This is a genomic window from Alteromonas sp. 38, from assembly GCF_902506055.1.
GTDB lineage: Bacteria > Pseudomonadota > Gammaproteobacteria > Enterobacterales > Alteromonadaceae > Alteromonas > Alteromonas lipotrueae.
The window spans coordinates 3518612-3533272 of record NZ_LR733300.1 but is presented as its reverse complement, the minus strand read 5'-3'; the positions used below and the strand labels follow the sequence as shown (position 1 = coordinate 3533272).

Annotated in this window: 11 protein-coding genes; 5 read left to right on the top strand and 6 right to left on the bottom strand. The window is 44.8% G+C overall.

Annotated features, from left to right (window positions below; genetic code table 11):
• Positions 1 to 229: 229 nt before the first annotated feature.
• On the top strand, positions 230 to 1267 hold the full coding sequence (locus FLAVO9R_RS15335) for a LacI family DNA-binding transcriptional regulator (protein WP_159532706.1): 1038 nt from the start codon (positions 230 to 232) through the stop codon (positions 1265 to 1267).
• On the opposite strand, the gene iolB is transcribed toward FLAVO9R_RS15335, so the two are convergent.
• The gene (gene iolB, locus FLAVO9R_RS15330; RefSeq protein WP_159532704.1) at positions 1257 to 2060 is read right to left on the bottom strand and encodes a 5-deoxy-glucuronate isomerase; all 804 of its coding nucleotides are present in this window, start codon (positions 2058 to 2060) and stop codon (positions 1257 to 1259) included. The two genes, FLAVO9R_RS15335 and iolB, sit on opposite strands and share 11 nt — an antisense overlap.
• A gap of 11 nt (positions 2061 to 2071) precedes the next feature.
• Positions 2072 to 2893: a MurR/RpiR family transcriptional regulator gene (locus FLAVO9R_RS15325; protein WP_159532702.1), complete on the bottom strand. Its 822-nt coding sequence runs from the start codon at positions 2891 to 2893 to the stop codon at positions 2072 to 2074.
• A 148-nt stretch (positions 2894 to 3041) separates the two neighbouring features.
• Here FLAVO9R_RS15325 and FLAVO9R_RS15320 point away from each other — a divergent pair, with 148 nt between their 5' ends.
• From FLAVO9R_RS15320 to FLAVO9R_RS15310, 3 genes are read left to right on the top strand one after another with little or no spacing between them, the layout of a single operon-like run.
• On the top strand, positions 3042 to 4952 hold the full coding sequence (locus FLAVO9R_RS15320) for a bifunctional 5-dehydro-2-deoxygluconokinase/5-dehydro-2-deoxyphosphogluconate aldolase (RefSeq protein WP_159532700.1): 1911 nt from the start codon (positions 3042 to 3044) through the stop codon (positions 4950 to 4952).
• Positions 4953 to 6791 (top strand): 3D-(3,5/4)-trihydroxycyclohexane-1,2-dione acylhydrolase (decyclizing), encoded by a 1839-nt coding sequence (iolD, locus tag FLAVO9R_RS15315; protein ID WP_159532698.1) that lies wholly within the window; start codon positions 4953 to 4955, stop codon positions 6789 to 6791.
• Between the two features lie 32 nt (positions 6792 to 6823).
• On the top strand, positions 6824 to 8326 hold the full coding sequence (locus FLAVO9R_RS15310; protein ID WP_159532696.1) for a CoA-acylating methylmalonate-semialdehyde dehydrogenase: 1503 nt from the start codon (positions 6824 to 6826) through the stop codon (positions 8324 to 8326).
• An 88-nt stretch (positions 8327 to 8414) separates the two neighbouring features.
• Here the strand turns inward: FLAVO9R_RS15310 and FLAVO9R_RS15305 are convergent, their stop codons facing one another.
• The 3 genes from FLAVO9R_RS15305 to FLAVO9R_RS15295 all read right to left on the bottom strand — a co-directional run bounded on the left by FLAVO9R_RS15305 (position 8415) and on the right by FLAVO9R_RS15295 (position 12204).
• Positions 8415 to 9053, bottom strand: a complete 639-nt coding sequence (locus FLAVO9R_RS15305; protein ID WP_159532694.1) for an HAD-IA family hydrolase — start codon at positions 9051 to 9053, stop codon at positions 8415 to 8417.
• On the bottom strand, positions 9054 to 11396 hold the full coding sequence (locus FLAVO9R_RS15300; protein ID WP_159532692.1) for a GH92 family glycosyl hydrolase: 2343 nt from the start codon (positions 11394 to 11396) through the stop codon (positions 9054 to 9056). It lies immediately after the preceding gene.
• A 79-nt stretch (positions 11397 to 11475) separates the two neighbouring features.
• Positions 11476 to 12204, bottom strand: coding sequence for a FadR/GntR family transcriptional regulator (locus FLAVO9R_RS15295; RefSeq protein WP_159532690.1), 729 nt, complete (start codon positions 12202 to 12204; stop codon positions 11476 to 11478).
• Positions 12205 to 12313: 109 nt separating this feature from the next.
• Between FLAVO9R_RS15295 and manD the strand changes: the two genes are divergently transcribed.
• Positions 12314 to 13522 carry a D-mannonate dehydratase ManD gene (gene manD / locus FLAVO9R_RS15290; protein WP_159532688.1) on the top strand — a complete coding sequence of 403 codons (1209 nt, stop codon included), beginning with the start codon at positions 12314 to 12316 and terminating at the stop codon, positions 13520 to 13522.
• Positions 13523 to 13568: 46 nt separating this feature from the next.
• Here the strand turns inward: manD and FLAVO9R_RS15285 are convergent, their stop codons facing one another.
• On the bottom strand, positions 13569 to 14648 hold the full coding sequence (locus tag FLAVO9R_RS15285) for a LysR family transcriptional regulator (protein WP_232370671.1): 1080 nt from the start codon (positions 14646 to 14648) through the stop codon (positions 13569 to 13571).
• Between the last annotated feature and the right edge of the window lie 13 nt (positions 14649 to 14661).

Below are 14661 nucleotides of genomic sequence, written 5' to 3'. Positions count from 1 at the left end.
GGTAAAGTGAACGGTCATCGGTGTTTCGTGAGGGGACAATGAAATATAGTCGAGGTGCACACTTTAGCCTTGTGTAAAATTGAAGGTAAGGTAACAATGCTTATCAGCGCTACTTTCATTTTCGTTTAATCGTAAGAGTAAATAGCTCTCAATCGAAACGTCATTGTCGTTAATGTTTAGGCTTTAGCGATATAGCTCGAAATTAAAATAGGAATATAACTTAAAACTTATGCGTTCGGTTACTATAAAGGATGTAGCTCTACATGCTGGAGTTTCAAAAAAAACGGTGTCTCGCGTTATTAATAAAGAAGCGAACGTTAAAGATGAAATGCGTCAAAAAGTGCAGGAGGCTATTGACCATCTCGGCTTCAAACGTAATCCATTAGGAATGGCCTTAGCTAAGAACCGTTCGTTTTTTATCGCGTTGCTAGCAGATAACCCCAGCCCTGGCTACATAATGAACTTACAGAAGGGAATTATGAAAGGCTGTAGAGAAGAGCAAATGGGGGTGTTTTTATATGACTGCAGCTATCGCTCTCCCACACTGGTTGAAGAGATAGAATCATTTATTGATAATACCTTGGCAGATGGTCTTATTCTAGCTCCTCCCTTGAGCGATAAACCTGAATTATTGGATATGTTAGATCGCAAAAATATCAGTTACGTTCAAATAGGAGCTAAAGACAAAACGCGAGGGGATTTTGTTGATATGGACGCTGTAAAAGCGGCCTACGATATGACAAGTTACCTGTTGCACTTAAAGCATCGCGATATAGGCTTTATTTTAGGCCATCCAGACCAGTACACCAGCCAGCGTTGTGAGCAAGGCTATAGAATGGCGTTCGCAGACGCAAACTTAAAAGTGGATGAGTCACTTATTGTCCAGGGCTACTACACGTATCAGTCAGGGGTAGATGCCGCTTCCGTGTTACTCAACAGAAACACTCCACCATCGGCAATATTTGCATCGAATGACGAGATGGCCGTTGGTGTATTGTATACAGCGCAAAGTCGCGGGATTAGCGTACCTAAGCAGCTTTCAATAGCCAGTATCGATGATACGCCCATCGTAACAAAAGTATGGCCTAATATTACTACTATGCGCCACCCACTAACCAGCATTGGGTATCGCGCAGCTACGTTTTTAATTGGCCGTTTAAAGCACAAGCATGCTGGCGCTAATAGTAGTGTGAATATCAGCGACAGCAATGAGACCTTTCATTGTGACCTTGTTATTCGAGAATCAACCACTTTGTTTACTGGTTAACAATCCAAGCGTGATCGGGATCATTATGAAAGATCCATTCTCTTTTTGGGCCCGCCATTACGTTTAGATAATACAGCTCGTATCCATGCGGAGTTCCGACTGGGTGATACCCTTTAGGAACGGTAACAACGCTGTTATGCTCTACACTAATGGTTTCATCAATGCTTCTATCGTCGGTATAAACCCGTTGAAAAGCAAAGCCTTGTTTAGGGTTAAGCTTGTGATAATACGTTTCTTCTAATGCACTCTCTTGTGGTATTGCGTCGGTGTCATGTTTATGAGGTGGATAGCTTGACCAATGACCACTGGGGGTGATGACTTCAGTGATCAGTAAACGTTCTGCATCTACATTGTCCATCATTATATTGCGAATGTGACGTAAATTAGTGCCACTTCCCCTTGTCATCGTGACACAATCTTGAGGCGTAATAAGCTTTACAGGGTAAAGGCCCTTTGCGGGGGCACGGCAAAGGGCTACCTCTAATGAGGTTAGCGCGTTTATCGTCAATTCCTGTTTTGGTGGAACATAAACGGCGTAAGGGGCTATACCATCAAATGCTGAAGCTCTATGGCCGATATTACTAAACAATTGCTCTTGTGTCGTAACGTCTGCGACTCCAGAGATAATCACTGCACAAAGCTCAGTATTTTGGGTGTTGACCACCAGGGTATCATCAGCTTCAAGCATCACCACCTCAAAACCAACAAACTGCCAGTTCGCCGATTCTGGGGTTATATTAATAATACGTTTGTCTGCGCCGGCTTCTTTAGGGCGTATATGTAAATGAGACATGCCAATTCCTATCAGGTTTGAGATGGGTGGTGAATAAGACCAAGCATTAATGCTTGAATAATATTAAAGCTGCTATTAAGCGAACGAAATGAGTGGATCTCCGCTTCTTTAACTTTTATGCATACATCAGCAAGTTCTACCATAGGGCTCAATACACTATCGGTTAAGGCAATTATTTTTACGCCTTTTGATTTGGCTTGAGTGACCGTTTCGATTGTTTCAGGGGCATAAGGTGCGAAACTAATAGCAAATAACGCGTCGTCTTTTGTCATTAATCCACATTGGGCTCTGTCCATTTGCCCCACACTGTCGAGAAGGTGTGCTCGATAACCTAAATTTCCAAGTACATAGCTGAAGTAACTCGCAATGGGGAACGCACGTCTTACCCCTTGTACATGAATAATACTTGCCTTTTGTAGTTCTACTATGGCTAAGTTTAAGGCTTCAGGGTCAATCTTATCTAACGCACTTTTTTGTGCAGCCTCGTTTGCCGCTGTAATTTTTTTAAGCCAACTCAGCCCACACTGGTCATCATGGGTTTCTGGCGCATCTAATACCGATTGCACTCGAGATTCATAGGTAGGAGTGGAAGAAATGAGCTTATGTTTGAAGACCTGCTGCATGTCGCTAAAACCTTCGAAATCGAACGCATGGGCGAATCGTACTAGCGTAGAACCATGTACCCCCGCAGCTTCTGCGATACTGGCCGCAGTCCCAAAGGCAATACTATTAGGATTATCTAAGATAAACCGAGCAACTTGCTGAAGCCGATTGCTCAACGAAGCAAATTCCTGTTCGATTCGGTGTTCTAACGTTAACTGATCTTCTGCCATTGGTTTGATGGTGTCATCATAATTTCATACTAGGTGTTCTAAATTTAGCATGTAAGGAATAAATATTCCAGTGTTGATAAATTGGAATATTTGTTCTATTTTGTTTTTAGAAAGTTAATTATCCAATCAATTGAGAGTACCTGTATCAATGCAAGATGCTAAAACATTAGATCTGATCTGCCTAGGTAGAGCGTCTGTGGATCTGTACGGACAGCAAATCGGTAACCGCCTTCAAGATATCTCTACGTTTGCAAAATCTCTGGGTGGTTCTTCGTGCAATATTTGCTTTGGTGCAGCCCGCTTAGGATTGAAATCTTCTATGCTTACCCGTGTAGGCGATGAGCAGTTTGGGCAATTCATTCGTGAAGAATTAGACCGAGTTGGCGTAGACACAAGCCACGTTGTTACCGATAAACAGCGTCTCACAGCGTTGGCCATTTTATCAATAAAAAGTAAGGAAGAATTTCCGTTACTATTTTATCGTGCTGATTGCGCCGATATGGCAGTAGATATCAGTGATTTTGATGAGCAGTATATTGCATCAGCAAAGGCTTTATTGATTACCGGAACACATTTTTCAACTCCCCATGTTGATGCTGTTGCTCGTAAAGCAATTGAATATGCACGAAAAAACAATACTAAAGTTATTTTGGATGTTGACTACCGACCGGTACTTTGGGGGTTAACCCGCCCAGGTGAAGGCGACAATCGATTTGTCTCCAATAGCAGCGTTTCTGAGCATTTACAGTCTATTATTCCACTGTGCGATTTAATTGTTGGTACGGAAGAAGAAATACATATTGCTGGTGGTGTCACAGATACATTAGCAGCACTTCAAAACGTGAGGCAACTTACTGACGCCACCATCGTGCTAAAGCGCGGTGAGAAAGGATGTTCTATTTTCGATGACGCCATTCCCCCCCACATTGATGATGCTTTTTTTGCACCAGGGGTGAGGGTTGATGTCCTTAATGTGCTTGGTGCGGGCGACGCTTTCATGTCTGGTTTCTTGAGAGGATGGTTGCGTGAAGAAGGGTTTAAAAAAGCATGTGCCTACGGCAACGCCGCTGGCGCACTTGTGGTATCTCGCCATGGTTGTGCCCCCGCCATTCCTTCGGCTGACGAGCTTGACTATTACATTGCCAATCAACATTCCATTGAGCGCCCCGATATTCATCCAGAGCTTAACTATTTACATAGGGTTACCACGCGTCAAACTTCGCAGTGGCAAGACTTATGTATTTTAGCATTCGACCATCGTAAACAATTTGTCGAAATGGCAAATGAAGCGGGTGCCGATTTGTCAAAAATAAAAACCCTAAAAGCGCTTATTTTACAGGCGTTAGAGCAGACTGGCGTACAAGGTAATAATCAAGTGGGGGTTTTGATAGACGATACCTTCGGTCAAGATGCATTGAACGCTGTTACCGGAAAACGCTGGTGGGTCGGGCGTCCAGTGGAAGTGCCGGGTTCCCGTCCTATCGAGCTAGAAGGCGGGCGTTCTATAGGCTCTCGCTTGGTCAGTTGGCCTCAGGAGCATATCGTTAAATGTTTAGTGTTTATGCATCCAGATGACGACGCTGCCATGTGGGAAGCACAATCTAAGCAGATTGAAGAGCTTTATGCCGCGTGTTGTCAAAGTGGTCATGAACTGCTACTAGAAATAATTCCGCCTAGTGATATTCCCGCTGACGATACGTCTGTCGTAAGGGCAATGGAAATGATTTACGACCTCAATGTAAGGCCCGATTGGTGGAAGCTGCCTCCCCCTTCGCCTGCCGCATGGAAGCGCATTAGTGACCTGGTGAATAAGCGTTCGCCACATTGTAGAGGCATCATTCTTTTAGGTTTAGATGCGCCAATTGATGCACTTATAGAAGGGTTTTCTAATAGTGCTAAATATCCGCTATGTAAAGGCTTTGCAGTAGGCCGCTCTATATTTTCCGCACCCAGCAAAGACTGGTTGGCGGGAAAAATCGATGACGAGGTGCTGATGAAGGTGGTAGCTGAAAACTATCTTACTTTAGTCTCAGCATGGAACACGCGTAAGGACATTTAGATGAAGACCATTAGATACACTGCTGCGCAAGCAATGTTGGCATTTCTTACACAGCAGTACATTGTAATTGATCACGAAGAGTTCCCTATATTTGCCGGAGCCTTTGCTATTTTTGGTCATGGGAACGTGGCTGGCCTAGGTGAAGCACTACACGACAACAAAGCGACTTTTCCAACATACCGAGCGCATAACGAACAAGGCATGGCGCATGCCGCAATTGCGTATGCAAAAGCTAATAACCGTCGAAGAATGATGATGTGTACGTCATCAATTGGGCCCGGCGCAACCAATATGGTGACCGCCGCTGGGCTTGCTCACGCAAATCGTTTACCGGTGTTATTTGTGCCGGGCGACAACTTTGCGAACCGTAAACCTGATCCTGTTTTACAACAAATTGAGCACTTCAGTGACCCGAATATTTCAGTGAATGATTGTTTTAAACCGGTAAGTCGCTATTTCGATCGTATTAATCGACCCGAACAGCTTATTAATAGTTTACCGGTGGCCATGCAAACACTGCTCGACCCGGTGAATTGTGGGCCCGTTACTTTGGCATTTCCGCAAGATGTTCAGGCAGAGGCATTCGATTACCCAGTCTCATTGTTCACTAAAAGAGTGCATAGAATTCGTCAGCCTTTGGCTGAGCTTTTTGAAGTTGAACAAGCCGTGTCTGCGATAAAGAAATCGCAAAAGCCGTTAATTATTGCCGGTGGTGGAGTGCTGTATTCTGGCGCAGCAGCAGCCCTATCAGAATTTGCTGAAACTCATCAGATTCCGGTTGCAGAAACCCAAGCGGGTAAAGGCTGCCTATCTTGGCAACATCCTTGTGCATTGGGTGGGGTAGGTGTGACAGGAAGTGAAGCTGCAAATAAAATTGCCGCTGAAGCAGATTTAATTATTGCGATAGGCACTCGGCTACAAGATTTCACCACGTCATCTCGAACCCTTTGGAACCGCGACAATACAGTCTTACTTCAATTAAACATAGGCGCTTTCGATGCCAATAAACACGATGCGGTGTCTTTGGTAGGTGATGCGACGCAAACGTTAACACAGCTGCATAGCGCGCTAGCGCAATGGTCGGCGCCAACAACATGGTTGGAAAAAGCCCAAGTACTCAATATAAAGTGGCAGCAGCATTATGAAGATGTGACTTCAGACACCCAAGGTTTACCATCCGATGCGCAAGTATTAGGGGCGGTAAAGCGCGGTTCAAATGCTGGCGATACGATTGTGTGTGCAGCAGGTGGATTACCCGGCGAACTTCACAAACTATGGCGAGCAGAAGGACCCGGTAGTTATCACGTAGAGTATGGTTTTTCTTGCATGGGGTATGAAATAGCGGGCGGTTTAGGCGTTAAATTAGCCAAGCCAAACAATGACGTCATAGTGGTGGTTGGTGATGGCTCATACATGATGCTTAATGCCGAATTAGCAACATCTGTGATGCTTAAGCAAAAGATTATCGTCATTTTGTTAGACAACCGAGGTTTTGGTTGTATCCACCGATTGCAGCAAGGAACGGGTAATGCACCGTTCAACAATTTATTGGACGACTGTGAAGGTGCGCCTGAGTTGATGCAAATTGATTTCGCTCAACATGCTCGTTCAATGGGCGCGAATGCCGAACATGTTCACTCATTAGGTGAATTAGAAGCAGCGTTAACCAAAGCTAAGAGTAATACCACCAGCACGTTAATCGCGATTAATACAGACCCACATATCAGCACCGACAATGGCAGTTGGTGGGATGTCGCAATACCCCAAACGTCTAAAAGAAAAGCTGTTGCTGATGCGCATGAAAACTATACACAGCAGCAAGTTAAACAACCGTACTAATTCTTCAGGATCTAGGTTTAAAAGGTAGAGATATGCAAACGTTAGGTAATTATATAAATGGTGAGCGGGTCGACAGCACAAGTGATCGCGATAATTCAGTTTACGATCCGGCCACAGGTGAGGTAATCAGAAAAGTAAGCCTATCTACAGTTGAAGAAACCCAAGCGGCCATTACTGCCGCTAAGCAGGCGTTTGTGACATGGAGTGAAGTAACTCCGCTAAACAGAGCCCGAGTTATGTTCAAGTTTAAGGCGTTGTTAGAAACGCACAAAGATGAACTTGCTACCTTAATTACCAAAGAGCACGGCAAAGTGTTCTCTGATGCTCAAGGTGAGTTAACGCGGGGTATCGAGGTGGTGGAATTTGCCTGCGGCATTCCACATTTACTCAAAGGTGAGCAGTCGATGAATGTGGGGCGAGGCGTAGACAGTTTTAGTCTAATGCAGCCTGTAGGTGTTTGTGCCGGCATTTCCCCTTTTAATTTTCCTGCGATGGTACCACTTTGGATGTTTCCTGTAGCGATTGCCTGCGGAAATACATTTGTCATGAAGCCGTCAGAAAAAGACCCCAGTACTATATTAAGAATTGCCGAATTACTTACCGAGGCCGGTTTACCCGATGGCGTATTCAATGTCGTCAACGGTGACAAAACATCGGTCGACGTACTAATTACAGATGAAGATGTTGATGCTATTAGCTTTGTCGGCTCAACCCCCATTGCTGAATATGTTTACAATGTGGGAAATCAGCACGGTAAGCGAGTACAAGCATTAGGTGGCGCAAAAAATCACTTGGTTGTAATGCCCGATGCCGATCTTGACTTGGTTAGCGGTGCACTGATGGGCGCGGCGTATGGTTCAGCCGGCGAGCGCTGTATGGCAATTTCAGTTGCTGTGTGTGTGGGTGACGAAGCCGCAGATGCATTAATTGCACAATTGCAGCAAGAAATAGCGCAAATGCGAGTAGGCCCAGGTTTAGGTGAAGGTGACGAACCTCATATGGGGCCGCTAATCAGCCGGGAACACGCCGCTAAGGTGCAAGAGTATATCTCAGATGGTGTGGAAGAAGGGGCCACACTAGTTGCTGATGGCCGAAACTATCGCGTGTCTGGATGTGAAAAAGGCTATTTTGTGGGGCCGACACTGTTTGATAACGTGACCCCTAAAATGCGTATTTATAATGAAGAAATATTTGGGCCAGTACTCAGCGTTGTTCGAGTGAGTAGTTTTGAAGAAGCGCTAGCACTGGTTAACCGTCATGAATATGGTAATGGCACCTCTATTTTCACTGCAAATGGAGAAGCAGCCCACGCTTACTGTCACAAAGTGCAGGTGGGTATGGTAGGCGTTAATGTACCTATACCAGTGCCAATGGCGTTCCATAGCTTTGGTGGTTGGAAAAGATCTATTTTTGGCCCACTAAATATGCACGGGCCAGATGGCGTTCGTTTTTACACTAAAATGAAAACGGTGACGGCACGTTGGCCCAAAGGTCAGCAAAACATCAATCACTTTACGATGCCTACTATGAAGTAAAACCCGGGCATTTATCATTTATTAAAAGCCAGTCAGTTTCTCCTGACTGGTTTTTTTGCTTAACAGTGTGAATGATAGTAAGTGAATACTAACTTATGTTAGCAATCATTTTAGGCAATTGTTTCATGTCGTTAAAGCTGGTCACGTGGGGTAATGAAAGCGTTTCATTGTAGCGATTATAAAACAGGGTAGTAATCCCAGCGCGGCTACCCGCCTCTGCGCCCACTTTACTGTCTTCAATAACCACACATTGATTAGGCGATACCTTCATCATAGCGGCCACATCAAGGTATATCTGAGGATTGGGTTTGTAGTAGCCTATGTCGTAGGCACTAAAAATGTTGTCGTTAAAGTAACCGCGAAGTTGGCAAACATTTAGGGCATGCTCAATTTTCTGCCGTGGGCCATTAGATACTACGGCTTTTCGATGAGGGAGGTGGTCAAGTGCGTAAACGACACCTTCAATAGGTGTTAAGTGCTTATCGAACAAAGACGCAACACGCTTACGATAAGACGAGATAAAATCGTCAGGCAATTCTACAGAATACTGCCGTGAAATAGATGCCATTATTTCAGACAGTTTCATACCGCGATAGTGTTTTACCAAGTCATCTGCATCTAGTGTTACGTCGAGTTCAAGAAACGCGTGGGCAATACCTAAATTACAAAGATACTCACTGTCTACCAACGTACCGTCATTATCGAATAACAGGCAAGATTTCGACATTTAGTGAAGCTGCTTATTGGGTCGGTCAGACATATCTAGAACAAGTGTTCCACCGTTAACTATTTCACTATGGAGCAGATAGGTGCGAGTCAATGGCTTGCCGTTCAGTGTTATGGCGCTGACATATACATTGTCTGCACTGTTGTTACGTGTTCGAATAGTAAAGGTTTTTCCGGTGTAATAGTGGTCATCCAACGTTATGGTAATAGTGTCAAAAAGAGGGCTACCAATATAATAAATAGGATCCTTTTCTACCCCCCCGGTAAGCTGGAAAAGTCCAATTTTCATCAGTACGGCCAAACTACCCATTAGTCCTTGGTCTTCGTCACCACTGTAACCACGCTGTGGTGACAAATCAGAGTAGACTTTATTGACGACTTTTCGCGACCAATATTGGGTCTTCCAAGGTGCGCCGGCAGCGCTAAAAATGAATGCGGTTTGCATACTTGGTTGATTACCATAGTTAATAGGAATTCTTCTATACTCGTCTTTCGCTTCATCTGCATGTGCGTTACCTGCAGTAAATCCTTGCTTTTCAGCCTCGTTAAAGGCGTTGTCGAGCCTTTCAATCAGCGTTGTTTTTCCGCCCATTAAGGACGCGAGGCCATCAATGTCATGCGCCACATTCCACGTACCTTGTGCTGGGTTAGATTCAACGAATCCATTTTCATATTGAAATGGATCGAAAGGGGTTTGCCACGAACCATCTGGATTTCTTGGTCTCATATAACCGCTACTTGCATCGAATACGTGACGGTAATTTTTTGAGCGCTTAGCGTACATTTCATAGTCGTCGTTATAGCCTAGTGCACCGGCTAATTGTGCTAGAGCATGATCCTGAAAAGCGTATTCCAGCGTCATTCCTGGGCCACGTTTGTGATTACCATACATACTTTCGCCTGTAGGAAGTGGGAATGGAACATAGCCATCATTCTCATAAAAGCGCATGCCGCCGCCAGTATTGGTGTAATGCTCGTAACCCGCTTTTGCCATCATGCCAGCAGTGCTGTGGTTCTTCTTGAGTCCTTCATAGGCAAGTTCAACATCAAAGTCTTGAATGCCTTTCATATAATTTGACACGATAAAAGGGGTGGAAGACGCGCCTGTCATCACATAGGTGTAATTTCCGCCTGATGGACCACGTGCAATCATACCGCCGTCTTTGTAATAGTTGAGTAAGCTATTTGTCATTTCTGAAGCAATTTTTGGATAGGCAAGTGGCCACAACGTTGATATTGTCCATTGAGCTCCCCAGAAAGAGTCTGAATTGTAGTGATTAAACAAGGGCTCTCCACTGTCTAAAAGCGGTATCTGTTTCACTCTGGGGGTACTAGAAGTTTGATCCATATACTGACCATTGGCATCAGAAATGATGCGTCGCCCCTGTAATGCGTGCCAAAGATCAGTGTAGAATCTGCGCTGCTGCTGGCGGGTTCCACCAGACACCGAAATTTTACTCAGCTGTTGATTCCAAATTGCAAAAGCGTCTTCTTTCACTTTATCGAATTCCCAGTGTGGGAGTTCAATATCAATGTTCGATTTTGCATTTTCTTCTGACACGTAGGATATCCCTACTTTCATTAGCAGCGGTTGTTTTGACGGTGATATATTGACCAGTAGGCCTGCGTCTATGCCATTAATAAAATCTACTTTTTCAAAATGGTGCTCGCCGCGCCAACTATCCATATCCTCAATAGGACGGCTGAATTCAACGTGAAAAAAGACTTTGGTTGGACGGGATCGACGGTAAGTGGGTAAATTCGTTATATAGCCATTAATAGACGTCTGTGAAACCTTATGCGCTTCAGCATGGCCAAGATGACTAGGGCCCAGTTGCCCACCTAAATTAAACAAAACCTGCTGGTTTTCGCTGTTAGCGAATTGATAACTGTGAAATCCCACCCGTGTTGTGGCCGTTAATTTTACATCGATGTTATAGCGGGATAACTGTAGCTGATGAAACCCAGGTTTTACAATTTCATCATTGTGATTAAACGCAGAATAGTAGTCCGATTTTAATTGTGTAATGGGGAGCTTGGTTGATACGGGCATAACTGACAAGCCTGCAAGCTGCCACGCGTGAACATGGCTAAAACCTTTTACTTCGCTGGAATTGTAGCGATAACCGCTTCCCCATGCGCCGCCCGTTTCTGTATCAGGGTTTAAGTTAACCATACCAAAAGGTAACGATGCAGAGTCAAAGAAAAACCAGCGACTGTTTGCCGTATCGGCAAAAGGATAAACCAAATCGACGGGTTGCTGGTTGGCGAAAGACGGTGTTTGCCAACATAACGACAATGTAACGGCCAATAAAGCCACCATACATTTAAAATCTTTTTTCATGACAATGCTCTGCGTTATCGAAATCTGGACGCACAGAAATATCAACATTGCAGACCAATGTCAAATTGGACTGTCCAAACTAAGCATCTCCAATCATAATTATAAACATGTCTTCTACGTGTTTGAGATGGCTTTCCATTGCTTGCCTTGCTCCATCTCCGTCGCGCCTACATAAATTTTCGTATATAGCCTGATGGGCTTCAATGTTGGGGTTGGCGCCATGTCTTCGCATTTTTTCAGCAAAGAGACGACTAATTTCAGATGAATCTCGCAAGGTCCACAGCCAATCAACCATAGTGTAAATAGCACTGTTTCGTGTTGCGTGCGCAATTAACCGGTGAAACCTACTATCAAACTGTTCTGCCCCGGTTAAATCTTGCTTACCAACTAACACCGACATGTGTTCGATATAAGCTTGAAGCTTACGTAGTTCCTCGTTGCTGATACGTGAAGCCGCCATTTCGCACGCTTGCCCTTCGAGTAGCCGTCTCGCTTCCATAATTTCTAAAGGGCCAGGGGCATCTTCGGTAATTAGGGCGGGGCTTAGGGTTGATTTCTTTAATACGTAAATGCCAGAACTAGGGCGTATTGCAACAATGCCTGACACTTCTAGTGCAATTAATGCCTCGCGTACGGTTTGTCTGCTCACATCATAGCGGCTGGCTAATTCACGCTCTGCTGGCAAGCGTTCGCCAGGTTTTATTGTTCCATCACTAATAAGTTGAGCGAGTTTGTCCGCAATTTGCAAATACAGACGTTTAGCACCTGTATTGTCAACGGATGAAAATTGATCTTGTAAATTGGTCAAGCCGATTATACTCTAGAGTTAATAGTCCAGACCAATTTAAAGGTTTACCTTAGTAACTTCAAGTTACTCTCCCCTAGATTGGTGCACGTTAATGCTTAAAGGTACTCGTATGAAAATAATTGAAGCAAAAGTGATTGTTACTTGCCCCAGTCGTAACTTTGTGACGTTAAAAATTGTTACCGATGAAGGGATTTATGGAATTGGTGATGCTACGTTAAATGGTCGTGAACTCGCGGTTGTTAGTTACCTTGAAGATCATTTAATACCTTGTTTGTTAGGTAAAGATGCTAGCCGTATAGAGGATATTTGGCAGTACTTCTATAGAGGAGCGTACTGGCGCAGAGGGCCTGTTGGAATGACAGCCATCGCGGCAATTGACGTCGCACTATGGGACATTAAAGCGAAAGCGGCTAATATGCCATTGTATCAATTACTCGGCGGCCGCAGCCGTGATGGGGTAATGGTCTATGGCCATGCAAATGGCAACACCATTGAAGAAACCGTCGAGGAAGTGGGCAGGTATATTGATATGGGTTATAAAGCCATTCGTGCGCAAACAGGTGTTCCTGGCCTTAGTAGCACGTATGGTGTTTCCAAAGATAAACTGTTTTATGAACCCGCTGACGCTAATTTACCGTCGGAAAATATTTGGTCTACCAGTAAGTACCTAAACAGCGTCCCTAAATTATTTGAGACATTGCGTGATACTTATGGATACGATCACCATTTGTTACACGATGCCCATCACCGTTGCACACCGCTAGAGGCGGCTCAATTAGGTAAGTCTCTAGAACCTTACAAGTTGTTTTGGCTAGAAGACGCCGTTCCCGCTGAACTGCAAGAAGGGTTTAGGTTATTCCGACAACATACCACTACCCCAATTGCCGTTGGGGAGGTATTCTCCTCAATTCATGACTGCCAACAGCTTATTAGTGAACAATTAATCGATTACATTCGCACTACAATTGTACACGCTGGCGGAATTTCACACTTGCGCAGAATTGCGCATTTAGCCGAGCTTTACCATATTCGCACTGGATTCCATGGTGCTACCGACTTAAGTCCAATTACCATGGGAGCTGCGGTACATTTTGATACCTGGGTTCCTAATTTTGGTATTCAAGAATACATGCGTCATACCGAAGAAACCGACGCTGTATTCCCCCATGACTATCGTTTCGAAGAGGGGTTTATGAAGGTGGGTGAAAAGCCCGGACATGGTGTAGATATTGATGAGTCGCTCGCGGCCAAGTATCCCTACAAGCCGGCTTACTTACCTGTGAACCGACTTGAAGATGGCACTATGTATAATTGGTAGAAACCCTATACTGCACTAATAATAACGTTGAAATCAGCAGCTGAACCTATGCTTTTACCTTGCTGATTTCATCGTTTACCGCACAATCAGCTTCCAACACCTCCGTTTGCGGAACACCAGTTGACGTCATATCGTTATTTTCTCTATTACGTTGTGTCAAGATGCGCTTTACGGTTTCGGCGCAATAGGCTTTACGGCAGCATTGAGATAGCAGCATTTCATGGCGTTCTACACGCTCACGAATGAACTTCACCACTAACTTACGCAACCACTGTAAGCCTGCATCTAAGTCTTGGCGTTTGTGCCACATAACAGACATTGGCAGGCCTTTAATTTCAACAGGGGTTTCAAACACCGCGAGCTCACCAGAGAAGATTTCCTTCTCGACAACCAGTGACGGTGCAACACATATTAAGTTGCTTTCTTTTAGCAGCGGCGTAGCGTTGTAGAACTGATTGACCGACATGGCAATTCGGCGTTTTAACCCCATGTTAGCCAATACCTGATCGGTAGGGCCGGTGACATCACCCGTTACCGACACTAACAGGTGATCTGCAGCAATAAAGTCTTCTAGCGTGAGCTGTGCTTTCGCTAGCGGGTGATCGGGACGCATCACCACTACCCAACTAGGATCTAACACGTGCTCGGAACGTATCACCGCATCAGGTTGATGGTATTTAGAAAAGGTTAGTTCGGCCTCAGCGTCTTTCAATACCTTATCAGTGCCTAAATCGTAACTGGGGATCGCATGAATATTAATACCTGGCGCTTCATTTTCAATTACCTTACGTAGCGGCCCCCACACCATAGCAACAATGCTGTCGGTGGCCGATATACGAAAGGTACGTTTCGCCGTTGCAGGGTCAAATTCCGCAGGACTTACGGCAACTTCAAGCTGTCCTAATGGGCCTTGAATTTGGCTCCACAGGTTTGTGGCAAAAGAGGTGGGTTGAATACCACGACCATCCTTTACGAATAACTCGTCTTTCCATGCGGTACGCATGCGAGAAAGGGCGTTTGAAACTGCTGGCTGGGTCATCGACAACCTATCAGCAGCACGGGTAATCGCGCCTTCTGTCATGATGGCATCAAATATCATCAATAAATTTAAATCATGTGGACGCATCAGTCTCTCCCGT